Here is a 24,629-nt window from a genome sequence, read left to right as displayed (position 1 = left end):
TTACCCCCGGCTCTTGAACTGCTGAACGGCGTTCAGGCTCGTGTTCAGGTTCGGCACCGCGACCGTCAGCGATGCGCCGTCGACCTGCTTGAGCAGATCCTCGACGGTTTGCGTGTCCCTCGATGCCTGGTCGAAATACTTGCCGAGCGACGCCTGCGCCGCATGCAGGTCGGCCTTCATCGCGCCGTCATTGCGCGCGAGCAGCGACAGCCGCGCGGTGAGCAGGCGCAGTTTCACGTTCTCGCGCACGAAGTAGCCCTGGTCCGGCGATGCGAGCATCGCGTCGGCGTTGTCGATCCGGCGCACCTGCACGAGGCCCTTCAACTGCTGACCGAGCCCGGCCGAGAAGTCATGCCACCACACCTTCCAGCGCGGCTCGCCGGCCACGGCCGCGGCCGACGAAGCAGCGTCGGTCGGCACGGCCTTCGGTGCCGCATGCGGGACGATCGCCTCGCCGGACAGCGGCAGCGCGTCGATCTTCGCGATCGCGTCGTCGAGCTTGATCGCGAGGCCCGTGAGGTCGGCCGACGGTGCGGCCTTCAGCTTCTCGATGTCCTGCGCGAGCGCCTTGCGCACCGTCACGGCCTGCGCGCTCTGCGACGTCGCGAGGCGCGCATCGGCATTCTGCAGCGCGATCAGCGCGAGTTGCGTGTTCCCCGTCAGCTGCAGTTGCTGGCTCGCGCTCGACAGCATCTGATCGACCTCCTCGAGCATCCAGGCGTCGCGGTTGCGCGACAGGTCCTGGTATTGCTGCTGCAGCGCCTGCTGCGCGCTCTGCGCGTCGGCGAGCTTGCCGTCGAGCTGCGCAAGCTGCGTGTCGACCTGATGCGTGCTCGCGAGCGCCTGCTCGGTCTTCGTGCGGGTTTCGGCCGTCTGCGCATCGAGCGCCTTCTGGCGCGCGACGAACGACTCGTCGAGCCGATCGACCTTGCGGTTCAGCGCGTAGCCGCCCACACCCGCCGCGCAGCCGAGCACGACGACGACGAACCACAGCGCCGCGCTGCCGCCGCGGCGCGCATGCGGTTCGGACGCGAGATAAGGAGGACTGGACGGCGGTGCGGATGCAGCGGCCGGCTGGGAAGCGACGCCTTTGGAATCGTTGGTATCTGTCATGCGTTTAGTCACCGGTGCGGCTGTCGCCGGTTGGACGGCCTCGTCGGCCATCGTTCGAAACGCGCGGACGATGCGCTCATCGCCCGCGCCGGTCAGCGTAATCCTATCAAAACCCAGTGCGCGCGCGGTCTGCTCGATGCGCGGATGCGGCGTCACGAGCGGCGCATGCTTCAGCGCCTCGATCTCGGCGTCGTTCAGATGCGCGCGAGAGAGTTCGTGCAGGTTGCGCACGCCCTCCGAGCTCGTGACGAGCCACGCGTGCGGCGCGCCGGCGAGCAGCGCATGCACGCGCTCCCACGCGCCGATGCGCGGCTCGGGCACGACGCGCCGGTACGCGGCGACCAGCGTGACCTCCGCCCCGGCTTCGCGCAGCCGCTCGGCGAGCCATTCGCGGCCGCCGTCGCCGCGCACGATCAGCACGTGCCGGCCGGCGAGCGCGTGCGCGCCGCCGAACGCGGCCTCGATGCTCGCGAACAGGCTTTCCGAATCGTAATGCGGGACGCCGCCATCGGCGGGCGCCTGCGGCGCGATCACGCGATGCGCGGGCGCCGCGATGCCGTGGCGCTCGAGCGCCGCGACGCTGCCGGGGCCGACGACGCCGACCGGCAGCGCATTCGGCCAGATCGCGCCGTACTGCGCGAGCGCGCGGTCGATCGCGTTCGGCGACACGAAGATCACGAGCGCGTAACGCTCAAGCGCCGCGAACGCGGCGTCGAGCGGCGCCGGATCGTCGACCGGCGCGATGTCGATCAGCGGGAATTCGAGCACGTCGCAACCGGCCTCGGCCAGTTGGGCCGCAAGTGCGGCCGACTGACCGTACGGGCGTGTCAGGACGGCGGTGAACGCGCGCGCGCCGCCCGCCATCAGGCGTCGCCCTTGCCGGCCTGCGAGCCGGCGAGCAGTGCGTTGACGATGTCGCGCGCGCCCTGCGCCTCGAGCTCGTCGGACACGGCACGGCCGAGCGCGAGCGCATCGGCGACGGTCATGACGGCACCGCACTCCTCCGCGGTCAGCACGCGCTGTCCGTCGGTCGTCGACACGCGGCCCGTCAGGTACAGCTCGCCCGCGCGCCACACCGCGTGGGCGGCGAGCGGCACCTCGCAGCTGCCGCCGAGCGCGCGCGACACCATCCGCTCGGCCTCGACCGCGAGCGCGGTCCGCGGGTCGTGCAGCGGCGCGAGCCATCCGGCGACGTCCGTGCGATGCGCGGCGATTTCGATGCCGAGCGCGCCCTGGCCGGCGGCCGGCGGGCTGTCCTCGACGCCGATCAGCGCGCGGATTCGCGCTTCGAGGCCAAGGCGCTTCAGGCCCGCGGCCGCGAGAATGATCGCCGCATAACCGCCGCGATCGAGCTTCGACAGGCGCGTGTCGAGGTTGCCGCGCAGCGGCAGCACGTTCAGGTGCGGATAACGCGCGCGCAGCATCGCCTCGCGGCGCAGGCTCGACGTCCCGACGACCGCGCCGGCCGGCAGCGCGTCGAGCGACGCGTAGTCGTTCGACACGAACGCGTCGCGCGGATCCTCGCGCTCCATGATCGCGGCGAGCGAGAAGCCGTCGGGCAGCGCCATCGGCACGTCCTTCAGCGAATGCACTGCCAGGTCGGCACGGCCGTCGGCGAGCGCGTTCTCCAGTTCCTTCACGAACAGGCCCTTGCCGCCGACCTTCGACAGCGTGCGGTCGAGAATCTGATCGCCACGGGTCGTCATCCCGAGGATTTTCACGTCACAAGCTGGATATAATTTGCGCAGCGCATCACGCACATGTTCGGCTTGCCACATCGCCAGGCGACTCTCGCGCGAAGCAATCGTCAGCGTCACGGGGGCTTGTGCCGACCGCGGCCCGGCCGAAGAGATCTCGGAATTCATTGCAGGAACAATCGAAGGACGGGATTGAAGATCGAACAATGGTAGCACGCACGCCCCGGCCCGCCCGGGCCCGGCGCCTGCGCCCGCCGCGCTTCGGCGCCGGCGGCGACACCGATGCGCGGATGTGCCGCACGTAGCTGGTTGCTTGACCGCAGTTCCCGTAGTTTCCGCAGTCCCCGCAGTCCCTTTTGACTCGAGCTTTCCCAAGGAAACCCATCGTGAAGTCTTCCGGATCGGCGCGTACGACGCGCCGCAATGCTGCCTTGCCCTCCTCCGACGCCCAGACGGGCTCCATCGCCACCGCCGCGAGCGGCCGTGCGAAAACGGCAACGAAACCGAAAGACCCGATACGTCAGACAAAACGCGCGATCAAGACCGCCACCCCGGCCAACGGCAAGGCCGGCGCGGCGAAGCCCGGCGCCCGCACGCGCGAGGACAAGGACGGCCCGCTGTTCGAGGACATCCGCTACCTCGGCCGCCTGCTCGGCGACGTGGTGCGCGAACAGGAAGGCGACACCGTGTTCGACGTCGTCGAGACCATTCGCCAGACGGCGGTGAAGTTTCGCCGCGAGGACGACAGCGAGGCCGCGCAAACGCTGGAGAAAAAGCTGCGCAAGCTGACGCCGGAGCAGACGGTGAGCGTCGTGCGCGCGTTCAGCTATTTCTCGCATCTGGCGAACATCGCGGAAGACCGCCATCACAACCGCCGCCGCCGCATCCACGCGCTAGCCGGCTCCGCGGCACAGCCCGGCACCGTCGCGTACGCGCTCGAGCAGCTGAAGACGACCGGCAACGCGTCGAAGCGCCTGCTGCAGCGCTTCTTCGACGATGCGCTGATCGTCCCGGTGCTGACTGCGCACCCGACCGAAGTGCAGCGCAAGAGCATCCTCGACGCGCAGCACGACATCGCGCGCCTGCTCGCCGAGCGCGACCAGCCGCTGACGGCGCGCGAACGCTCGTACAACGAATCGATGCTGCGCGCGCGCGTGACCGCGCTGTGGCAGACCCGTATGCTGCGCGACGCGCGCCTGACGGTCGGCGACGAGATCGAGAACGCGCTGTCGTACTACCGCGCGACGTTCCTCGACGAGCTGCCCGCGCTGTACGGCGACATCGAGGCCGCGCTCGCCGAGCACGGCCTGTCCGCGCGCGTGCCCGCGTTCTTCCAGATGGGCAGCTGGATCGGCGGCGACCGCGACGGCAATCCGAACGTGACCGCCCCGACGCTCGAAGAAGCGATCAACCGCCAGGCCGCCGTGATTCTCGAACACTACCTGGAACAGGTGCACAAGCTCGGCGCCGAGCTGTCGGTGTCGAACCTGCTGGTCGGCGCGAACGACGCGGTGAAAGCGCTCGCAGCCGCGTCGCCGGACCAGTCGCCGCACCGTGTCGACGAACCGTATCGCCGTGCGCTGATCGGCATCTACACGCGGCTCGCCGCAAGCGCGCGCGTACGACTCGGCGAAGGCACGGTGCCCGTGCGCAGCGCCGGCCGCGGCGCGCCGCCGGTGCGCGCGGTGCCGTATGCCGATTCCGAGGCCTTCGTCGCCGACCTCAAGGTGCTGACCGCCTCGCTCGACGAACACCACGGCACGTCGCTCGCCGCGCCGCGCCTCGCACCGCTCGTGCGCGCGGCCGAGGTGTTCGGCTTCCATCTCGCGAGCATCGACCTGCGCCAGAGCTCCGACATCCACGAAGCCGTGGTCGCCGAGCTGTTCGCGCGTGCCGGCGTGCACGCAGACTACGCGTCGCTCTCCGAGGACGACAAGCTGATCGCGCTGCTTGCCGCGCTTGCCGATCCGCGTCCGCTGCGCTCGCCGTACATCGAATACTCGGCGCTCGCGCAGAGTGAGCTGGGCGTGTTCGAGAAGGCACGCGAGGTGCGTGCGCAGTTCGGCCCGCGCGCGGTACGCAACTACATCATTTCGCACACCGAGACGGTCAGCGACCTCGTCGAAGTCCTGCTGCTGCAGAAGGAAACCGGGCTGCTCGAGGGCGCGTTCGGCGCCGCTCACGACAGCGCGCGCAACGGCCTGATGGTGATTCCGCTGTTCGAGACGATCCCCGACCTGCGCGACGCCGCGCGCATCATGCGCGAATACTTCGCACTGCCGGGCATCGACGCGCTGATCGCGCACCAGGGCGCCGAGCAGGAAGTGATGCTCGGCTACTCGGACAGCAACAAGGACGGCGGCTTCCTGACGTCGAACTGGGAGCTGTATCGCGCGGAGCTCGCGCTCGTCGACCTGTTCCGCGAACGCAAGATCACGCTGCGGCTGTTCCACGGCCGCGGCGGCACGGTCGGCCGCGGAGGCGGCCCGACTTACCAGGCGATCCTGTCGCAGCCGCCGGGCACCGTGAACGGCCAGATCCGCCTGACCGAACAGGGCGAGGTGATCGCGAGCAAGTTCGCGAACCCCGAGATCGGCCGGCGCAATCTCGAGACGGTGGTCGCCGCGACGCTCGAGGCGTCGCTGCTGCCGCAATCGAACGCGCCCGCCCAGCTGCCCGCGTTCGAAGCCGTGATGCAGACGCTGTCCGACGCCGCGATGGCGTCGTATCGCGCGCTCGTCTATGAAACGCCCGGTTTCACCGACTACTTCTTCTCGTCGACGCCGATCACCGAGATCGCCGAGCTGAACATCGGCAGCCGCCCGGCCTCGCGCAAGCTGCAGGATCCGAAGCACCGCAGGATCGAAGACCTGCGCGCGATTCCGTGGGGCTTCTCGTGGGGCCAGTGCCGGCTGCTGCTGACGGGCTGGTACGGCTTCGGCAGCGCGGTGAGCGCGTATCTCGACGGCGCGCAGGACGCGGCCGAACGCACGAAGCGCGTCGCGCTGCTGAAGAAGATGAACAAGACCTGGCCGTTCTTCGCGAATCTGCTGTCGAACATGGACATGGTGCTCGCGAAGACCGATCTCGCGGTCGCGTCGCGCTATGCGCAACTGGTCGCCGACCGCAAGCTGCGCAAGCACGTGTTCGAGCGGATCGTCGCGGAATGGGAGCGCACGTCGCAGGCGCTCGCGGAAATCACCGGTCACACAGGCCGCCTCGCGACCAACCCGCTGCTCGCGCGCTCGATCAAGAACCGCTTCCCGTATCTCGATCCGCTGAACCACCTGCAGGTCGAGCTGATCAAGCGTCACCGCGCGGGCGACACGAACGCGCGGTTGCGCCGCGGGATTCACCTGACCATCAACGGGATCGCGGCCGGCCTGCGCAATACGGGCTGATCCGTGCGCGGCGCGGGCCTGCCCGGCGCCGCGCCGGCATCGCGAAGCGAAAGCCGCAAAACGAAAGCCGCGATACGCAACCACGCGTATCGCGGCTTTTTTTCATGGAGCGGCCGACGGCGCCGGCCGCCGTGTTGCCTCATACGCTCATTGCGCGTCGATCAGCAACGCGTCGTGCTCGAACGAGCCGTCCGTCCGCACCGCGTAGTAGCCGCGCACCTCGTCGGGCGCATGCGCCCACAGCGCGCGGATGCCCGCGACGCTGTCGGCCGGCGTGCGGATCCGCTCGACCCATGTATCGAAATCGATCGGCAAGCGCCAGCGGCTCTGCACGTGCGCGTCGAACCCGGCGTCGCGGAACATCGCGAGCCATTCGTCGGCACGGTAGTCGCGCACGTGCGACGCGTCGCGCAGCACTTCGGCGGCCTGCAGATAGGTGTCGAGCAGCGGATGGTCGTTGCCTGCGATGTCGATCATCAGCACGCGGCCGCCCGGCTTCAGCACGCGACGCACCTCGGCGAGCGCCGCGCGCACGTCGTGCCAATGGTGCGCGCTCATCCGGCTGACCACCCAGTCGAACGTGCCGGCTTCGAACGGCAGCCGTTCGGCCGGCCCCTGCTGCGTGCGGATGTTCGCGAGCCCGCGCTCGCGCGCGGCGGCGTCGACGGTCGCGAGCATCGGCGCCGCGAGATCGTATGCGACCACCTCGCGCACGTGCGGCGCGACCGCGAAGCTCGCGTGGCCCGCACCGCAACCGAGATCGAGCACCGCGGCGTCGGGCGTCGCGCGCACGGCGTCGGCCAGCGCCTGCAGATCGGCGCCCGTCGCGTGGACCGTGCTCGTCAGGTAGGCGGCGGCCGTCGTGCCGAATGCGTCGGCGACCTGGTCGTGGTGTTTCATCGTTCGCTCCTTCTTTGGGTGGTGCGCTCGCTGCCTGTCAGCGCGCGAATCGCTACAATAGGGCCGCGCTTGTACCAGTACAAGTTAAGCAGTTATTCTGGTATTTGTTACACCTGCCTGATCCTTGTCGCGCCTTCGGCGCCCCTTTTCAGCCGTTTCCGCATGAACCTGCCGCCCTCCGCCCCCACCCCGCCCCTCGACGCGACGCCCGCCCGCGCACTCGGCGAATTCATCCGCGCGCACCGCGAACGGCTGTCGCCGCAGGCCGTCGGCCTGCCGCCCGGCCCGCGCCGCCGCACGCCGGGGCTGCGGCGCGAGGAAGTCGCGCAGCTGTGCGGCGTCAGCCCCACCTGGTACACGTGGATCGAGCAGGGCCGCCCGGTGTCGGCATCGGCCGATGCGCTGGCGCGGATCGCCGTCGCACTGCAACTGTCGAAGGCCGAACGCGCGTACCTGTTCGAACTGGCCGCGCAGCGCGATCCGGCCGAGCCCGACGTCGCGGCCGGCGACCTGCCGCCGACGCTCGCGGCAACCGTCGCCGCGATCGCCACGCCCGCCTACGTGCTCGACCGGCAATGGAACGCGCTCGCATGGAATGCACCGGCCGCCGCGCTGTTCACGGGCTGGCTCGACGGCGAACACGACCGCAACCTGCTGCGCTTCACGTTCATGGCGCCGGCCGCGCGCACGCTGATCGTCGATTGGGAAACCCGCGCGCGGCGACTCGCGGCCGAATTCCGCGCCGACTCGATCCGCCATCTCGCCGATGCGCCGACCCGCGCGCTGATCGACGCACTGATGGCCGGCAGCGATGCCTTCGCGCAGTATTGGGCGTCGCAGGACGTGTTCGAGCGCGAAGGCGGCCTGCGCGAATTCGACCATCCGGCCGACGGCCGCCTCGTGTATCAGCAGATCACGCTGAAGCCCGCGCATCGCGAAGACCTGAAGCTGGTCGTGCTCGTGCGCGATTGACGCGGCTCAGAAGCTGATCGTCGCGGTAATGGTGTCGCTGTAGTTGCCGGGCGCCGGTGTCGTCTGCGCGGGTACGCGGCCGTATATCGTGATCGCCTGCGCGAACCCGCTCCCGGTTCCGGTCGCCATCGTCGTGCCGCCGGTGCCGTCGCCCCACGGTTGCGTGAAGGCGCTGTCCTGATAGAGCTGATAGCTGACCGAGCCGCCGCCCGTGCGTCGCATCGTGCGTGCAGTGACACTGCCGCTGGCGCCGCCGTTCAACGCAATCTGGAATGCATCGCCGTTCGTGCATCGCGCACTGATCGAGCCGCTCGCGGTCAGCGCCGACGCCAGCACGCCCGACGCCGGAAACGCAACGCCGGTCGCGCTGATGATGCAGTTGTTGATGACGGTGGCGGTGGCGGTAAAACTCATCGTGCCCGCCGTCGCCTGCGATGCGCATGGCGTCGGCAGCACGCCGAGCAGCGAAAAACTGTAGCTGTAGGCGGCCTGGTTGCCGCTGAAGCTCTGCGTATAGACCGTGCTGGCATTGTTCACGGTCGGCACGGTGGGCTGGTTCGCCGCGATGCGGCCGTAGATGGTCACGTTCGTACTCGCGGACGTGCCGAGCCCCGGTTTCGTCAACGAGACGGATATCGGCGTCGTGCCGGTGCTGACGGCGCCCCAGGGCTGCGAATAACCCGAGTCCTGATACAGGTCGTACTGCATCTGGTTCGCCCCGTTGGTCAGGTAGCGCGGGCTCGTGCCGGCGAGGTTCACGCAAACGAGCACACCTGTGTTCAGGCTCAGTGTGTCCCACGTGCAACTCACGGTCATCGTGCTGTTCGTCGTATAGGCCTGCTGCGTAATCGGACTGACCGAGCCGAAGCTCGGCACCGGCGGCGTCACCGAACACGAGTCCGCGCGGGCCGACATCCACGGCAAGCCGAGCAGCACGACCAGCAACAGGCACGATAGCGCACGCAACCAGCGGCGCGCCGTGTGGAGTCCGTGATCCGCCATGCATTCCCCCGAAAATGCCCGTCCGTTCGACCCGGCTTCCGGCCCGGGCAGCGTCCTCATGGTATCCGTCCGCGCACCGATCATTCGCACTGTTACTTGATCCATGTCAAAACCGCCGATGGCCATCGATCTCGAACCCCTGACAATGCGCTCCGAGTCGGCGTTTTCTCCATTGCGCGCGACCGAATCCGTGGAGTAGTCTTCCACCAACGACAGAGCGGTTACGGCGACCGGCAACAGACCACGCGGCAGGCACTCCGCGGCCGGGCGACCCCATTGAACGGCAGGAGATAATCATAATGAACGCTTCCCGACGTCGTATTCTTTCAGCCGCGCTCGCGGCCATCTTCGCATTCGCGCCCGCGCTGCAGCCCGTCACCGTTGCCGCAGTCTATTCGAACGGCACGGCCACCGCCCAGTTCAACGTCACGCTCACGATCCAGGCAAACTGCGCGATCGCCGCGAATCCGCTTGCATTCGGCTCGTCCGGCGTGCTCACGGCGGCGATCAACCAGCAGACCACTGTCTCCGTCACCTGCTCGAACTCGACGCCGTACAACATCGGACTCGATGCCGGCTCGGTCAGCGGCTCGACGGTCTCCAGCCGGCTGATGGCCGGGACGACGAGCGGCAATACCGGCACGACGGTCGGCTACCAGCTCTACCAGGACTCGGGCCACACGACGGTCTGGGGCAACACGCAAGGCACCGACACGGTCGGCGGCACCGGCACCGGCTCCGCGCAGGTGCTGAACGTGTACGGCCAGGTGCCGACGCAAGCGACGCCGAAGCCGGACACCTACCAAGCCGCCGTCACCGCCACCGTGTACTTCTGACGCGCCGTGGCATCGATCCCGCGCGCCCTGGCCGCGCTGTGCGTCGCGTCGGCGTCCGCGGCCACGTGCGCCGCCACACTGCAGATCACGCCCGTGACGATCGAGCTGCCGCCGTCGGCGGCCGCGGCGAGCATGACGCTCAGCAATCCGGGCGGGCAGCCGATCTACGGCCAGGTCCGCGCCTATCGCTGGACGCAGGAAAACGGCGACGACGTGATGACGCCGACCGACGCGCTCGCCGCCTCGCCGCCGCTGCTGCAGATCGGCGCGAACGCCGAGCAGTTGATCCGGCTCGTACGCACGGGGCGCGGCGCGCCGGCCGCCGAGGAGAGCTATCGCGTGCTGATCGACGAACTGCCCGCGCCCGGCACGCCGGCCGAGAACGGCATCACGATCCGGCTGCGCTATTCCGTGCCCATCTTCGTCGAGCCCGCCGGCACACCGCAAACGCCACGCCTCGACTGGCGCGTCGAGCGCGACGGATCCGGCACGCGGCTCGCGGTCGACAACCGCGGCGGACGTCGTGCGCAGATTTCCGCGGTGCGTCTCGTCGACGCGCGCGGCACCGTGCACGACGTCACGCGCGGCCTGCTCGGTTATGCGCTCGCGGGCAGCACGCGACGCTGGCCGCTCAAGCTGGACGCGGGCGCGGCCGGGTTCGTCAGGATCCAGGCGACCGTCAACGCGCAGCCGGTCGAAGCCCGGCTGGCACCGCCCTGATCCACGCCGGAGGATCGCACGACGTTGCCCGTTCCGACAACGAGCACGGCCCTCCGGGCTGCCTGCCCCGCCCGATACGCCCGGCCCGCCGCCGCGGTGCTGGCACTCGCGGCGGCGCTGGCACCGCATGCCGGCGCCGTCCGTGCGCAGCCGGCGCCGGTGCCGATGCAGGCGGCAGCCGCAGCCGCGCCTGCACCCGACACACTGTTTCTCGACGTGTCGCTCAACGGTGAACCGACGCACCGCATCGCGCGCTTCCAGCGAATCGACGGCCGGCTGTACGCTGCGTCCGCCGACCTGAACGACCTGGGCATCGCGACCGGCGACCGGGCGACCGTGCCGTCGAACACGCTCGTCGCACTCGATACGCTCGCGGGGCTGCGCTACGACTACGACGCGGGTCGGCAGACGCTCGATCTGCGCGTGTCCGATGCGCTGCGCATCCCGCACACGTTCGATACGCGCGCGCTCGCGGCCGCGCCGCCCGCCACCTCCGGCCGCGGCTTCGTGCTGAACTACGACGCCTACGCGCAAACCATCGCCCACGCCCCGCTCGCGGTCTGGAGCGAGGCGCGCTATTTCGATCCGGCCGGCGTGTTCAGCAGCACCGGCATCGCGTACCTGTACGACGACCGCCGGCGCTACGTGCGCTACGACACGTCGTGGAGCCACTCGAATCCCGGCACGCTCACGACGACCCAGATCGGCGACACGATTTCGTCGTCGTTGTCATGGACCCGCTCGCTGCGCCTCGGCGGCGTGCAGTGGCGCAGCAACTTCGGCCTGCGCCCCGACCTCGTCACGTTCCCGGTGCCGGCGCTGTCCGGCAGCGCGGTCGTGCCGACTTCCGTCGACCTCTACGTGAACAACGTGCGCCAGTTCAGCGGCGACGTGCCGAGCGGGCCGTTCGTGATCAACAGCGTGCCCGGAATCACCGGCGCGGGCAACGCGACGGTCGTCACGCGCGACGCGCTCGGCCGCTCGATCGCGACGACCATTCCGCTGTACGTCGACACGCGCCTGCTCGCGCCCGGCCTCGCCAGCTATTCGGCGGAAGCCGGGTTCCTGCGCCGCGCGTATGGCAATGATTCGTTCGACTATGCGCGCACGCCGGCGGCGAGCGGCTCGCTGCGCTACGGCATCAGCGAGCGGCTGACCGTCGAGGCGCATGCGGAAGCGACGGCCGGCGTCTACAACGCGGGCGCCGGCGCGCTCGCGCGCCTCGGCGAGCGTGGCGTGGCGAACGCATCGCTGGCGCTCAGCGCGCCGGGCCGCGCGGGCGTGCAGGCCGGCGTCGGCTACCAGTACGTGACGCCGCGCTTCTCGATCGATGCGCAGACGCTGCGCGCCTTCGGCGACTACGGCGACCTCGGCAGCCGCGAAGGCGTGCCGGTCTCGCGCGCCACCGACCGCGTGACGGTCTCGTTCCCGTTCCTGCGCGCGCAGACGCTGTCGTTCAGCTATCTCGGCCTCAAGTATCCGGGCGTCGCCCCGTCGCGGATCGGCTCGATCGCGTACCTCGTCAATCTCGGCGGGCTGAGCTCGATCACGTTCAGCGGCTTCCAGGATTTCCGGCAGCACGACGCACGCGGCTTCTTCGTGAGCCTGAGCATCGGGCTCGGCGGCAACACCTCCGTCTCGGCGAACGCCGGCCGGCAGAACGGCGACTCGACCTACACGCTGAACGCGACGAAGCCGCCCGATTACGGCGGCGGCATCGGCTGGAACGTGCAGGCGGGCGCCAACGCGGGTATCCGCTACGCGCAGGGGCAGTTGCAGTATCTCGGCCGCGCCGGCCAGGTCACGCTGCTCGCGCAATCGTTCGACGGGCGCGGCAACGCGTCGGTCAACGTCACGGGTGCGTTCGTGCTGATGGACGGCCGGCTGATGACCGCGCGCCGCGTCGACGACAGTTTCGCGCTCGTCTCGACCGACACCGGGCGCGTCCCCGTGCTGCACCAGAACCGGCTGATCGGCGAGACGGACCGGGCCGGCTACCTGCTCGTGCCCGACCTGAATGCGTACCAGAGCAATCGCGTCGCGATCGACGGCACCGCGCTGCCCGCCGACGCGCGGATCGCCGACACGACGCTCGACGTCGTGCCGCAGGCGCGTTCCGGCGTGCTCGCGCACTTCGCGGTGACGCGCTACAGCGCCGCGTCGATCGCGCTGCGCGCGCCGGACGGCACCCCGCTGCCGCCCGGGCTCGAGGTTCGCCACGTCGAAAGCGGCCAGCGCACGATCGTCGGCTACGACGGCCTGACCTTCGTCGACGGCCTCGGCGCGGACAATCATCTCGAAATCTCGGGCGGCGGCCGCGACTGCGCCGTCGAATTCGCGTACCGGCGCCCGGACGACGGCACGCTGCCGCGCATCGGGCCGCTGACCTGCGGCCCCCGGTAATCCGCGCCCGTTTGCGGCCGACGCGCGCGCCGGCCGCCAGCCCCGCGAATGCTAGAATTGCGGGATTCCCTCGGCGGCGCACGCCGCCCAACTCCCCTTCGAAGAATCGCCATGACGTCCCAACTGCACAAAAAGGGCGAGGCCTGGTCGGCCCGCTTCTCGGAACCGATGTCGGAGCTGGTCAAGCGCTACACGTCGTCGGTGTTTTTCGACAAGCGCCTCGCGCTCGTCGACATCGCCGGCTCGCTCGCGCACGCGAGCATGCTCGCGGCGCAGAAGATCATCAGCGCCGACGACCTCGCCGCCATCGAACGCGGGATGACGCAAATCAAGGGCGAGATCGAGCGCGGCGAATTCGAATGGCAGCTGGATCTCGAGGACGTCCACCTGAACATCGAGGCGCGCCTGACCGCGCTGATCGGCGACGCCGGCAAGCGCCTGCACACCGGCCGCTCGCGCAACGACCAGGTCGCGACCGACATCCGTCTGTGGCTGCGCGGCGAGATCGACCGCATCGGCGGCCTCCTGAACGACCTGCGCGGCGCGCTGATCGACCTCGCCGAACAGAACGCGGACACGATCATGCCGGGCTTCACGCACCTGCAGGTCGCGCAGCCGGTGACCTTCGGCCACCACCTGCTCGCGTACGTCGAGATGTTCACGCGCGACGCCGAGCGCATGCGCGACTGCCGCACCCGCGTGAACCGCCTGCCGCTCGGCGCGGCCGCGCTCGCCGGCACCAGCTATCCGATCGACCGTCACGCCGTGGCGAAGACGCTCGGCTTCGACGGCATCTGCGCGAACTCGCTCGACGCGGTGTCGGATCGCGACTTCGCGATCGAATTCACGGCGGCCTCCGCGCTCGTGATGACGCACGTGTCGCGTTTCTCCGAAGAACTCGTGCTGTGGATGAGCCCGCGCGTCGGCTTCATCGACATCGCCGACCGCTTCTGCACCGGCAGCTCGATCATGCCGCAGAAGAAGAACCCGGACGTGCCCGAGCTCGCGCGCGGCAAGACGGGCCGCGTGAACGGCCACCTGATGGCGCTCCTCACGCTGATGAAGGGCCAGCCGCTCGCGTACAACAAGGACAACCAGGAAGACAAGGAACCGCTGTTCGACACGGTCGACACCGTCGCCGACACGCTGCGGATCTTCGCCGAAATGGTCGCCGGCATCACGGTGAAGCCGGACGCGATGCGCGCGGCCGCGCTGCAGGGCTTCTCGACCGCGACCGACCTCGCCGACTATCTCGTGAAGCGCGGGCTGCCGTTCCGCGATGCGCACGAAGCCGTCGCGCACGCGGTGCGGATCTGCGACGATCGCGGGATCGACCTCGCCGACCTGACGCTCGACGAAATGAAGCAGGAACTGCCGAACGTCGCGCACCTGATCGGCGACGACGTGTTCGGCTACCTGACGCTCGAAGGTTCGGTCGCAAGCCGCAACCACCCGGGCGGCACCGCGCCCGATCAAGTGCGTGCGGCGGTCAAGGCCGCTCGCGCCGCGCTCGGCAAGTAAGCCAGCCGGCACGGACCGGCGCCTTCGGCGTCGGTCTTTCGCTCGGGCGGCCGCCGCGCCGCCCGACGCCCTTCCCGCTTCCCGGATACCGCCGATGACCTTCTCCGCCGCGCTCTTCGACATGGACGGCCTGCTCGTCGATTCCGAGCGGACCATCATGAACACGTGGATCGACGTGTCGACCGCACACGGCGTCGTGCTGACCGAGATCGACTACCTGCAGATCGTCGGCCGCTCGTTCGCCGAGGGCCAGGTCATTCTCGCGAGGCTGATCGGCGACACCGACACGTTCGACGCCGTGCGCACCCTCGTGCGCGAACGGCTCGCCGCGCCCGAACCTCATCCGAAATTTCCGCTGAAGTCGGGCGCACTGGCGCTGCTCGAGACGCTCGCGCAGGCCGGCATTCCGTGCGCGGTCGCATCGTCGTCCGCGCGCGACGTGATCCGTGCGCGGCTCGATGCGGTCGGCGTGCTGCCGTTCTTCCGCGCGATCGCGGGCGGCGACGAAGTCGCGCGCGGCAAGCCCGACCCGGCCGTGTACCGGCTCGCGGCCGAACGCCTCGGCGTGCCGGCGCACGCGTGCGTCGCGTTCGAGGACAGCGACTTCGGCGCGCAATCGGCCGCCGGCGCGGGCGCATCGGTCGTCACCGTGCCCGACCTGAAGGCGCCGACGCCCGAAATCGTCGCGCTGAGCCTGCACGTGCTCGCGTCGCTCGACGATGCGGTCGCGCTCGTGCCGTCGTGGTTCGGCCGTCTGGACACGCAGCAGCCCGCGTAGGCGCCGCGCGCGGCACGCCACATGCAAAACGGGCACCCTCGGGTGCCCGTTTTCCGTTTCCGCGCCGAATGACCGGCGTCGCGGCGATCGTCAGTCGTTGCCGGCAGTTTCCGACAGACGCTTCATCGTCGCGATGCGCGCGCCGATCAGGTCGACGCGTCCGTCCTCGCCGACGAGCGGCGCCGTCGCATCGCTGAACGCGACCCACGCGCGCTGCGCGCGCACGAGCGTCGCGGCCGAATGCGCGGGCATCTTGCGACGCAGCTTCTGGTAATAGCGATTCAAATCGAACAGCGCGTGCTCGCACGCGGCATCCTGCACGCACGGCCGCACGCGGCGAATGGCCGGTTCGCGCGGCGCGTTCGCCGGCTTGCCGGTGGCTGCCGCGGCAGTGCCCGCACCGCCCCGGGTGTCGCCTTGCGCACCGCTCGTGGCCGCCACCGGCACGGCGGCAGGCGGCGCATAGCGGTCGGCCGCCGCGCGCAGCGCCAATGCGCGATCGCGCACCGGCTGCAACTGCATGTCGGCGCTCGACATCGCGTACGCGGTGCCGCGCGTCGTGTCGTACACGGCCTTCAGCAGATGAACTTCATCCTTGCGCCACGTGACCCACCGGCGCTGGCTGTCCTGCCAGCCGCGCTTCGCGTCGGCCGGCGCGTCGTTCGACAGGCGCTGGTACGCACCGTCCATCACCGCCTGCCACTGCTGCTGCGCTTCGCCCATGCACTGGATCTGGCCGGCCGTCGACGACCGGTCGCGCCGCGCGAGACACTGCCGCATCGCGACGTCGATCGGGTCGGCCGCCGCCACTTCCGCATGCGCGGCGTTCAGCCCCGCCGGCCCTGCCGACCAGCCTGCCCAGACGACGAGCGCGGCCAGCGCCGCACGCATCGTCCGGATTCGTCCCTGCGCCGCCATCAGTCGCGCACGCAATCGACGAAGTACTCGACGCGGCCGTTCACCTCTTCCGCGACGAGGCCGTGGATGTCGGTGTGGAAGCCCGGGAAGCGCTCGTTGAAGTCGCGCGCGAACCGCAGGTAGTTCACGATCGTCTTGTTGAAGCGCTCGCCCGGAATCAGCAGCGGGATGCCCGGCGGGTACGGCGTGAGCAGAATGCTCGTCACGCGGCCTTCGAGCTCGTCGAGCGGCACGCGGTCGATCTTGCGGTGCGCGAGCTTCGCGAACGCGTCCGACGGCTTCATCGCCGGCTCCATGTCCGACAGGTACATCTCCGTCGTCAGGCGCGCGATGTCGTTCGCGCGGTACACGTCGTGGATCTGCGTGCACAGGTCGCGCAGGCCGACGCGCTCGTAGCGCGGATGCTGCGCGACGAATTCCGGCAGCACGCGCCACAGCGGCTGGTTGTTGTCGTAGTCGTCCTTGAACTGCTGCAGCTCGGTGACCATCGAGTTCCAGCGGCCCTTCGTGATGCCGATCGTGAACATGATGAAGAACGAGTACAGGCCCGTCTTCTCGACGATGATCCCGTGCTCCGCCAGGTACTTCGTGACGATCGCGGCCGGAATGCCCGTCTCGCCGAACTCGCCGTCGACGTCGAGCCCCGGCGTGATGATCGTCGCCTTGATCGGGTCGAGCATGTTGAAGCCTTCCGCCAGCGGGCCGAAGCCGTGCCAGTGGTCGTTGGGCTTCAGCATCCAGTCCTCGCGCGAGCCGATGCCTTCTTCCGACAGTTCGTCCGGACCCCACACGCTGAAGAACCAGTCGTCGCCGTATTCGGCGTCGACCTTGCGCATCGCGCGGCGGAAGTCGATCGCCTCGGCGATCGATTCCTCGACGAGCGCGGTGCCGCCCGGCGGCTCCATCATCGCGGCCGCGACGTCGCACGACGCGATGATCGCGTACTGCGGGCTCGTCGACGTGTGCATCAGGTACGCCTCGTTGAAGCGGTGCTTGTCGAACGTGCGGTTCTCCGAATCCTGCACGACGATCTGCGACGCCTGCGAGATGCCCGCGAGCAGCTTGTGCGTCGAGTGCGTCGCGAACACGAGCGCGCCCGTGCGCGGACGGCCGTCGCCGATCGCGTGCATGTCGCGGTAGAAATCGTGGAAGGTCGCATGCGGCAGCCACGCTTCGTCGAAGTGCAGCGTGTCGAGCAGGTCGCCGAGCAGGTCCTTGATCATCTCGACGTTGTAGACGACGCCGTCGTACGTGCTCTGCGTGATCGTCAGGATCCGCGGCTTCATGTCCGGGTTCTCGCGCAGCGCCTCGCGCGCGAACGGGTTCGCCTCGATCTTCTTGCGGATGTTCTCCGGCTTGAATTCGTCGCGCGGGATCGGGCCGATGATGCCGAAGTGATTGCGCGTCGGCGTGAGGAACACCGGAATCGCGCCCGTCATCGTGATCGCGTGCAGGATCGACTTGTGGCAGTTGCGGTCGACCAGCACGATGTCGCCCGGCGCCACCGTCGCATGCCAGACGATCTTGTTCGACGTCGACGTGCCGTTGGTCACGAAGAACAGGTGGTCCGCGCTGAAGATGCGCGCCGCGTTGCGCTCGGACGCCGCGACCGGGCCCGTGTGATCGAGCAGCTGGCCGAGTTCGTCGACCGCGTTGCAGACGTCGGCGCGCAGCATGTTCTCGCCGAAGAACTGGTGGAACATCTGGCCGAGCGGGTTCTTCAGGAACGCGACGCCGCCCGAGTGGCCCGGGCAGTGCCACGAGTACGAGCCTTCGTCCGCGTACTTCACCAGCTCCTTGAAGAACGGCGGCGCGAGCGAGTCGAGATAGACCTTCGCCTCGCGGATGATGTGGCGCGCGACGAACTCCGGCGTGTCCTCGAACATGTGGATGAAGCCGTGCAGTTCGCGCAGGATGTCGTTCGGCAAGTGGCGCGACGTGCGCGTTTCGCCGTACAGGAAGATCGGGATGTCCGCGTTGCGGCGGCGCACTTCGGTGACGAACGCGCGCAGCTCGATGATCGCGGTCGCGAGTTCGGGCAGCTCGCCGTCCGGGCCCGTTTCGCCGAGCATGAGTTCGTCGTCGTCGATCGACAGGATGAAGCACGACGCGCGGCTCGACTGCTGCGCGAACGACGTCAGATCGCCGTAGCTCGTGAGGCCGAGGACTTCGACGCCCTCCTTCTCGATCGCTTCGGCCAACGCCCGGATGCCGGAGCCCGAGATGTTCTCGGAGCGGAAATCTTCGTCGATGATGACGACGGGGAAACGAAACTTCATGGGCGATTCTCCAAAAAGAACGACCGCGGCGCGTCACGCGCAGCGGTCACCCGGAAACTGGTGAGACGTTATGCAACCAGATCAGGTTTTCGGCAGCGTGACACCGCGCTGACCCTGATACTTGCCGCCGCGATCGGCGTACGACACGTCGCACACTTCGTCGCTTTCGAAGAACAGCACCTGCGCGACACCTTCGTTCGCGTAGATCTTCGCGGGCAGCGGCGTGGTATTCGAGAATTCCAGCGTGACGTAGCCTTCCCACTCGGGTTCGAACGGCGTCACGTTGACGATGATCCCGCAGCGCGCGTACGTCGACTTGCCGAGGCAGACGGTGAGCACGGTGCGCGGGATGCGGAAATATTCGACGGTGCGGGCCAGCGCGAACGAGTTCGGCGGGATGATGCACACGTCGCCCTTGAAATCGACAAACGAACCCTCGTCGAAGTTCTTCGGATCGACGATCGTCGAGTTGATGTTCGTGAAGATCTTGAATTCGTCCGCGCAGCGGATGTCGTAGCCGTAGCTCGACGTGCCGTAGCTGACGATCCTGCGACCGTCCTCGGACGCGCGAACCTGATCGGGCACGAACGGCTCGATCATCTTGTGTTCTTCGGCCATGCGCCGAATCCACTTGTCGGACTTGATGCTCATAACGGGGCGCCAGGAAACGCTGCGTGACGGTAAACGACGGCCGCCGGTTCAAGGCGGCGGCCGGGGAAGGCGGACATTTTACGCGATCATCGGCGCGCGCACGCGGCGGCCGTCAACGGATCACGCCGCAAGCGAGCGCGGGGCCCGCCGCATGCTGCGGAAACGCCGGGTCGCTCGGTTCGCGGTGCACCAGCGCCGCGCGATTCAGCGCGGAGCGCACGCCGTCGAGGGCCAGATCGGGCGCGACGATGAAACCGGCCGCGACGCCGTTCGCATCCGCATGGATGTTGCCGAGATCGCCGGCGACGCGCGCGCCCGCGCGCAACCGGTCGGCGGCCGGCGCGAACACCTGGCCGGCGCTCGAGCCGTCGCCCGCGTTGCAGTCGCCGCGCTCGTGCACCTGCAGCGCGTGATCGCTGTTCGGCGGCAGGCCGGCCAGGTTGTACGTGACCTGGACGCCGTCCGGGCGTTCGACGAACGTTACCGCGCCGCGTGTCTGCGAGCCGACGGTCGGCTGCAGTTGCGCGTCGGCGCGCTTCTCGTGCGACGAGGAAAAAGAGGTACAGCCGGCCAGCAGGCCCAGCGCGGCGGCGGCCAGCAGCGCGCGCCGCGCGCGGCCGGCGTACACGCCGTGATGTCGTTGGTTCATTCGATCCTCATGCCGGCTGGCGGCCGTTCGATACGGCGGCCATGCCGGGCGGGTAAAGGGACCCGGGAAAAGTCGCCATGATACCGCGCCTCGCGGCGCCGTAAACAGCGTGAGGCCCCGCCCCGCAAGGGTTTTACGTATTTTGAACAACGATCGACGGGAACTTCGACGTCATGTCGCGCGCGCGCTCGGCGATCGCCAGCGCGACCCCGCGCGCGATGTCGCGGTAGCGCCGCGCCAGCGCGCCGTCCGGCTCGGCCGCGACCGTCGGCGTGCCGCTGTCGGCGCGCTCGCGGATCGCGATGTCGAGCGGCAGGCTGCCGAGTACGTTCACGCCGTAATCCTTGGCCATCCGCTCGGCGCCGCCCGCGCCGAAGATGTGCTCTTCGTGGCCGCAGTTCGAGCAGATGTGGATGCTCATGTTCTCGACGATGCCGAGGATCGGAATCCCGACCTTCTCGAACATCTTCAGGCCCTTCTTCGCGTCGAGCAGCGCGATGTCCTGCGGCGTCGTCACGATCACGGCGCCCGTCACCGGCACGCGCTGCGCGAGCGTGAGCTGGATGTCGCCCGTGCCCGGCGGCATGTCGACGATCAGGTAGTCGAGCTCGCGCCAGTTGGTCTGCCGCAGCAGCTGCTCGAGCGCCGACGTCGCCATCGGGCCGCGCCACACCATCGGGTTGTCTTCCTCGATCAGGAAGCCGATCGAGTTCGCCTGCAGCCCATGGCCGACCAGCGGATTCATCGACTGGTTGTCCGGCGACTCGGGGCGCTGGCCGTGAATGCCGAGCATGGTCGGCAGCGACGGACCGTAGATGTCGGCGTCGAGAATGCCGACCGACGCGCCTTCCGCGGCGAGCGCGAGCGCGAGGTTCACGGCCGTCGTGCTCTTGCCGACGCCGCCCTTGCCCGATGCGACCGCGACGATGTTCTTCACGTTCGGCAGCAGCTTCACGCCGCGCTGCACCGTGTGCGCGACGATCTCCTGCGACACGGCGACGCGTGCGTCGCGCACGCCCGGCACGGCTTTCAGCGCGTCTTCAATGCGCGCGCGCACGTCGTCGTGCTGGCTGCGCGCGGGATAGCCGAGCACCACGTCGACCGCCACGGCGTCGCCGTCGATCGCGACGTTGCGCACGCCCTTGTTCGCCGCGTACGGACGGCCGGTATTGGGGTCGACGACAGCCGCCAATGCGGCGTCGACTTGTGCCCGGTCAATGCTCATCGAAACTCCGTGAAAACGTTTTTCTCTCGCGCGAACGTCAAAAAATATCAAATAACGCTGCGAAAATCGGGAAAAGTGAAAGAATCTGTTGCACGCCATTGCGCGAACGCGCGCGTCGGAGCAATCTTCGCGTGCGGCATGCTATGGGGCCAAATCGGCCGCCCACCGCCTATATTGTAGAGGCTGATGCGTCGCCCTGTCCGGAACAGCCCCGCTGGCGAACAGGGCATGCAGCCGCCTCGGCGGCTGCCGCGAGCACGGGCCTGCCCTTCCTTTTTCGGGCGTCCGTGCAGGGAGCCGTAACTGTTGTTTGTCGTTGTCGACTCGTTCAACCAAGAGAGGAATCCAAGATGAACATGAAAATCGCGACTCGCCTGTCCGTCTTCGCACTCGCCGGCGCGCTGCTGGCAGGCTGCGCCACGCAGCAAGGCAACAATACGGCCGTCGGCACCGGCACGGGTGCGGCGCTGGGCGCGGGCATCGGCGCGCTGGCCGGCGGCGGCAAGGGCGCGGCGATCGGCGCGGGCGTCGGCGCACTGGTCGGCGGCGTGACGGGTTACAACTGGCAAGCGATCAAGAACAAGCTCGCGCCGTCGGCAGCCAAGACGGGCACGCAGGTGACCGAGCAGCCGGACGGCTCGCTGAAGCTGAACGTGCCGAGCTCGGTGACGTTCGCGACGAACCAGTACGCGATCACGCCGGCCTTCACGCCGCTGCTGAACGACCTGGCGACGACGCTGAACCAGAACCCGCAAGTGACGGCATCGATCGTCGGCTACACGGACAGCACGGGCTCGGCACAGCTGAACCAGACGCTGTCGCAGAACCGTGCGCAGAGCGTCGTGAACGCGCTGGTGCAGCGCGGCGTCGCCGGCGGCCGCCTGTCGGCACAAGGCATGGGCCCGTCGAACCCGATCGCGGACAACGCGACCGAAGCCGGCCGTGCGCAAAACCGCCGCGTCGAGATCTACCTGCGCGCAGCACAGCAGTAAGCATCGCCGCGAGAGGAGGAAACGGGGGCGCGCGCCCCCGCCGCACAAGGCTTCCCGCGGGGCCCGTAACAAATCGAAAAAAATTTCGAACTTCTGTCTCGGCCCGCGGTCTGTCTTTACGGTACGCGGCTGGCGCAGCCGGCGCGTCACCATTCTCCTCTTGTCGTTGTTGCTCCGGGGCCGTATCCGCCCCGGTTTTTTTTGCCCGGAATTTGCGTGCTGCGCCGCAGCATCGCGCCGCCGGGCACGCCGCCACGGCGGCCCCGCCCCCTCCGGCGCCCGGTCCATGGCGCCCGCGCCGGCTGACCTGCCCGCGCCCCTGCTAGAATCGCAGTTTCCGTCGTTTCCCGCCGTTCTTCTACAGACCCTATGTCCGCATCCGACCTCACTTCCGTGCAGGCCGCGGCGCCGCAAGGCAGCCGCCAGATCCTCGTTACGTCCGCACTGCCCTATGCCAACGGCCAGATTCATATCGGCCATCTGGTCGAGTACATTCAGACCGACATCTGGGTGCGGACGCTGCGAATGCACGGCCATGAGGTCTACTACATCGGCGCCGACGACACGCACGGCACGCCGGTCATGCTGCGCGCGGAGAAGGAAGGCCTCACGCCGAAGCAGCTGATCGACCGCGTGTGGACCGAGCACAAGCGCGATTTCGACAGCTTCGGCGTGTCGTTCGACAACTTCTACTCGACCGACTCGGACGAGAACCGCGTGCTGAGCGAGAAGATCTACCTCGCGCTGAAGGACAACGACCTGATCGCCGAGCGCGAGATCGAGCAGGCGTACGACCCGGTCAAGGAAATGTTCCTGCCGGACCGCTTCATCAAGGGCGAATGCCCGAAGTGCCACGCGAAGGACCAGTACGGCGACAACTGCGAAGTGTGCGGTTCGACCTACCTGCCGACCGAACTGCTTAATCCGTATTCGGTCGTGTCCGGTGCGACGCCGGTGCGCAAGACGTCGACGCACTACTTCTTCCGCCTGTCGGACCCGCGCTGCGAGTCGTTCCTGCGCGAATGGGTCAGCGGCCTCGCGCAGCCCGAAGCCACCAACAAGATGCGCGAATGGCTCGGCGACGCCGGCGAAGCCCGCCTCGCCGACTGGGACATCTCGCGCGACGCGCCGTACTTCGGCTTCGAGATCCCGGGCGCGCCCGGCAAGTACTTCTACGTGTGGCTCGATGCGCCGGTCGGTTATTACGCGAGCTTCAAGAACCTGTGCGACCGCAAGGGCATCGACTTCGACGCGTGGATCCGGTCGGGCTCGACCGCCGAGCAGTACCACTTCATCGGCAAGGACATCCTGTATTTCCACACGCTGTTCTGGCCGGCGATGCTCGAGTTCTCGGGCCATCGCACGCCGACCAACGTGTTCGCGCACGGCTTCCTGACGGTCGACGGCGCGAAGATGTCGAAGTCGCGCGGCACGTTCATCACCGCGCAGAGCTACATCGACACCGGCCTGAATCCGGAATGGCTGCGCTACTACTTCGCCGCGAAGCTGAACGCGACGATGGAAGACATCGACCTGAACCTCGACGACTTCCAGGCGCGCGTGAACAGCGATCTCGTCGGCAAGTACGTCAACATCGCGAGCCGCGCGGCCGGCTTCCTGCTGAAGCGCTTCGATGGCCGCGTGCAGGACAGCGCGATGAACCATCCGCTCGTCGCGAAGCTGCGCGATGCGATTCCCGCGATCGCCGCGCACTACGAAGCGCGCGAATACAGCCGCGCGCTGCGCCAGACGATGGAACTCGCCGACGAAGTGAACGCATACGTCGACGGCGCGAAGCCGTGGGAACTCGCGAAGGATCCGGCCAATGCGGTCGCCCTCCACGAAACCTGCAGCGTGAGCCTCGAGGCGTTCCGCCTGCTGTCGCTCGCGCTGAAGCCGGTGATGCCGCGCGTGGCCGAAGCCGTCGAGGCCTTCTTCGGGATCGCGCCGCTCGCGTGGGCCGACGCCGCGAAACCGCTGTCGTCCACGCGGCCGATCAAGGCGTACCAGCACCTGATGACGCGGGTCGATCCGAAGCAGATCGACGCGCTGCTCGCCGCGAACCGCGATTCGCTGCAGGCGGAGGCCTCCGGCGCCGCTGCCGCGGCCACGGCCAACGCCGCGAAGGAAGGCAAGAACGCCAAGGCGAACGCGAAGGCGGCCGCCGCGAGCGGCGCCGACGACGGTCCGATCTCGATCGACGATTTCGCGAAGGTCGACCTGCGTATCGCGAAGATCGTCGCGTGCCAGGCCGTCGAAGGCTCGGACAAGCTGCTGCAGCTCACGCTCGACATCGGCGAGGAAAAGACCCGCAACGTTTTCTCGGGCATCAAGTCCGCGTACCAGCCCGAGCAGCTCGTCGGCAAGCTGACGGTGATGGTCGCGAACCTCGCGCCGCGCAAGATGAAGTTCGGGCTGTCCGAAGGGATGGTGCTCGCCGCGTCGGCTGCCGACGAGAAGGCCGAGCCGGGTCTCTACATCCTCGAGCCGCACAGCGGCGCGAAGCCCGGCATGCGCGTGAAGTAAGCCGCACGCACGGCCGCTTGCACGAGAAAGCCCCGCACCGATGTGA

General features: G+C 68.6%; 18 protein-coding genes. 9 read left to right on the top strand and 9 right to left on the bottom strand.

Annotated features, from left to right (window positions below; all coding sequences use genetic code 11):
- Positions 1-1,977, bottom strand: coding sequence for a fused uroporphyrinogen-III synthase HemD/membrane protein HemX (gene hemDX / locus ACV22V_RS23600; RefSeq protein WP_448015707.1), 1,977 nt, complete (start codon positions 1,975-1,977; stop codon positions 1-3).
- On the bottom strand, positions 1,977-2,978 hold the full coding sequence (gene hemC / locus ACV22V_RS23595; RefSeq protein WP_448015706.1) for a hydroxymethylbilane synthase: 1,002 nt from the start codon (positions 2,976-2,978) through the stop codon (positions 1,977-1,979). Before hemC ends, hemDX begins: the two co-directional genes overlap by 1 nt.
- Positions 2,979-3,196: 218 nt before the next feature.
- Here hemC and ppc point away from each other — a divergent pair, with 218 nt between their 5' ends.
- A complete protein-coding gene (gene ppc / locus ACV22V_RS23590) occupies positions 3,197-6,211 on the top strand; it encodes a phosphoenolpyruvate carboxylase (RefSeq protein WP_448015705.1) in 3,015 nt (1,004 codons plus the stop codon).
- 147 nt (positions 6,212-6,358) lie between these two features.
- On the opposite strand, the gene ACV22V_RS23585 is transcribed toward ppc, so the two are convergent.
- Complete coding sequence (locus ACV22V_RS23585; RefSeq protein ID WP_059527529.1) at positions 6,359-7,111, bottom strand: class I SAM-dependent methyltransferase; 753 nt, start codon at positions 7,109-7,111, stop codon at positions 6,359-6,361.
- A gap of 162 nt (positions 7,112-7,273) precedes the next feature.
- Here ACV22V_RS23585 and ACV22V_RS23580 point away from each other — a divergent pair, with 162 nt between their 5' ends.
- Complete coding sequence (locus tag ACV22V_RS23580; RefSeq protein WP_448015704.1) at positions 7,274-8,083, top strand: helix-turn-helix transcriptional regulator; 810 nt, start codon at positions 7,274-7,276, stop codon at positions 8,081-8,083.
- A gap of 6 nt (positions 8,084-8,089) precedes the next feature.
- Here ACV22V_RS23580 and ACV22V_RS23575 read toward each other — a convergent pair whose 3' ends face one another.
- Entirely contained in the window at positions 8,090-9,085 is a 996-nt protein-coding gene (locus ACV22V_RS23575; RefSeq protein WP_448015703.1) for a Csu type fimbrial protein, read from the bottom strand.
- 299 nt (positions 9,086-9,384) lie between these two features.
- On the opposite strand from ACV22V_RS23575, the gene ACV22V_RS23570 reads away from it, so the two are divergent.
- The 5 genes from ACV22V_RS23570 (at position 9,385) to ACV22V_RS23550 (ending at position 15,343) form a co-directional block, all read left to right on the top strand.
- Complete coding sequence (locus ACV22V_RS23570; RefSeq protein WP_448015702.1) at positions 9,385-9,921, top strand: Csu type fimbrial protein; 537 nt, start codon at positions 9,385-9,387, stop codon at positions 9,919-9,921.
- 6 nt (positions 9,922-9,927) lie between these two features.
- Complete coding sequence (locus ACV22V_RS23565) at positions 9,928-10,641, top strand: fimbrial biogenesis chaperone (protein ID WP_059527540.1); 714 nt, start codon at positions 9,928-9,930, stop codon at positions 10,639-10,641.
- A 24-nt stretch (positions 10,642-10,665) separates the two neighbouring features.
- The gene (locus ACV22V_RS23560; protein WP_448015701.1) at positions 10,666-13,044 is read left to right on the top strand and encodes a fimbria/pilus outer membrane usher protein; all 2,379 of its coding nucleotides are present in this window, start codon (positions 10,666-10,668) and stop codon (positions 13,042-13,044) included.
- Positions 13,045-13,155: 111 nt separating this feature from the next.
- On the top strand, positions 13,156-14,565 hold the full coding sequence (argH, locus tag ACV22V_RS23555; protein ID WP_059701917.1) for an argininosuccinate lyase: 1,410 nt from the start codon (positions 13,156-13,158) through the stop codon (positions 14,563-14,565).
- A gap of 94 nt (positions 14,566-14,659) precedes the next feature.
- On the top strand, positions 14,660-15,343 hold the full coding sequence (locus ACV22V_RS23550; protein ID WP_059692251.1) for an HAD family hydrolase: 684 nt from the start codon (positions 14,660-14,662) through the stop codon (positions 15,341-15,343).
- 90 nt (positions 15,344-15,433) lie between these two features.
- On the opposite strand, the gene ACV22V_RS23545 is transcribed toward ACV22V_RS23550, so the two are convergent.
- The 5 genes from ACV22V_RS23545 to apbC all read right to left on the bottom strand — a co-directional run bounded on the left by ACV22V_RS23545 (position 15,434) and on the right by apbC (position 21,065).
- On the bottom strand, positions 15,434-16,261 hold the full coding sequence (locus tag ACV22V_RS23545) for a lysozyme inhibitor LprI family protein (protein WP_059701913.1): 828 nt from the start codon (positions 16,259-16,261) through the stop codon (positions 15,434-15,436).
- Positions 16,261-18,540, bottom strand: coding sequence for an Orn/Lys/Arg family decarboxylase (locus ACV22V_RS23540; RefSeq protein ID WP_448015700.1), 2,280 nt, complete (start codon positions 18,538-18,540; stop codon positions 16,261-16,263). The genes ACV22V_RS23545 and ACV22V_RS23540 overlap by 1 nt, the downstream gene beginning before the upstream one ends.
- Before the next feature lie 81 nt (positions 18,541-18,621).
- A complete protein-coding gene (dcd, locus tag ACV22V_RS23535; RefSeq protein ID WP_006398615.1) occupies positions 18,622-19,191 on the bottom strand; it encodes a dCTP deaminase in 570 nt (189 codons plus the stop codon).
- Positions 19,192-19,303: 112 nt separating this feature from the next.
- Positions 19,304-19,840, bottom strand: coding sequence for a superoxide dismutase [Cu-Zn] (sodC, locus tag ACV22V_RS23530; protein WP_059527554.1), 537 nt, complete (start codon positions 19,838-19,840; stop codon positions 19,304-19,306).
- A 133-nt stretch (positions 19,841-19,973) separates the two neighbouring features.
- The gene (gene apbC / locus ACV22V_RS23525) at positions 19,974-21,065 is read right to left on the bottom strand and encodes an iron-sulfur cluster carrier protein ApbC (RefSeq protein WP_059820258.1); all 1,092 of its coding nucleotides are present in this window, start codon (positions 21,063-21,065) and stop codon (positions 19,974-19,976) included.
- Between the two features lie 350 nt (positions 21,066-21,415).
- Between apbC and ACV22V_RS23520 the strand changes: the two genes are divergently transcribed.
- A complete protein-coding gene (locus ACV22V_RS23520; protein ID WP_059527561.1) occupies positions 21,416-22,057 on the top strand; it encodes an OmpA family protein in 642 nt (213 codons plus the stop codon).
- Between the two features lie 369 nt (positions 22,058-22,426).
- Positions 22,427-24,583: a methionine--tRNA ligase gene (gene metG, locus ACV22V_RS23515; protein WP_448015699.1), complete on the top strand. Its 2,157-nt coding sequence runs from the start codon at positions 22,427-22,429 to the stop codon at positions 24,581-24,583.
- Positions 24,584-24,629 lie beyond the last annotated feature (46 nt).

Source organism: Burkholderia sp. AW33-5 (assembly GCF_053427615.1).
The sequence above is the reverse complement of the archived record's forward strand: the minus strand, read 5'-3'. Positions and strand labels throughout refer to the sequence as shown.

Bases quoted from the DNA above. Each gene is read 5' to 3' on its own strand.
- ACV22V_RS23520 (WP_059527561.1), top strand. From the start codon at position 21,416: ATGAACATGAAAATCGCGACTCGCCTGTCCGTCTTCGCACTCGCCGGC.
- ACV22V_RS23575 (WP_448015703.1), bottom strand. From the start codon at position 9,085: ATGGCGGATCACGGACTCCACACGGCGCGCCGCTGGTTGCGTGCGCTA.
- sodC (WP_059527554.1), bottom strand. From the start codon at position 19,840: ATGAACCAACGACATCACGGCGTGTACGCCGGCCGCGCGCGGCGCGCG.
- ACV22V_RS23585 (WP_059527529.1), bottom strand. From the start codon at position 7,111: ATGAAACACCACGACCAGGTCGCCGACGCATTCGGCACGACGGCCGCC.
- hemDX (WP_448015707.1), bottom strand. From the start codon at position 1,977: ATGGCGGGCGGCGCGCGCGCGTTCACCGCCGTCCTGACACGCCCGTAC.
- metG (WP_448015699.1), top strand. From the start codon at position 22,427: ATGTCCGCATCCGACCTCACTTCCGTGCAGGCCGCGGCGCCGCAAGGC.
- dcd (WP_006398615.1), bottom strand. From the start codon at position 19,191: ATGAGCATCAAGTCCGACAAGTGGATTCGGCGCATGGCCGAAGAACAC.
- ACV22V_RS23540 (WP_448015700.1), bottom strand. From the start codon at position 18,540: ATGAAGTTTCGTTTCCCCGTCGTCATCATCGACGAAGATTTCCGCTCC.
- hemC (WP_448015706.1), bottom strand. From the start codon at position 2,978: ATGAATTCCGAGATCTCTTCGGCCGGGCCGCGGTCGGCACAAGCCCCC.
- ACV22V_RS23545 (WP_059701913.1), bottom strand. From the start codon at position 16,261: ATGGCGGCGCAGGGACGAATCCGGACGATGCGTGCGGCGCTGGCCGCG.
- ACV22V_RS23550 (WP_059692251.1), top strand. From the start codon at position 14,660: ATGACCTTCTCCGCCGCGCTCTTCGACATGGACGGCCTGCTCGTCGAT.
- ACV22V_RS23570 (WP_448015702.1), top strand. From the start codon at position 9,385: ATGAACGCTTCCCGACGTCGTATTCTTTCAGCCGCGCTCGCGGCCATC.
- ACV22V_RS23580 (WP_448015704.1), top strand. From the start codon at position 7,274: ATGAACCTGCCGCCCTCCGCCCCCACCCCGCCCCTCGACGCGACGCCC.
- apbC (WP_059820258.1), bottom strand. From the start codon at position 21,065: ATGAGCATTGACCGGGCACAAGTCGACGCCGCATTGGCGGCTGTCGTC.
- argH (WP_059701917.1), top strand. From the start codon at position 13,156: ATGACGTCCCAACTGCACAAAAAGGGCGAGGCCTGGTCGGCCCGCTTC.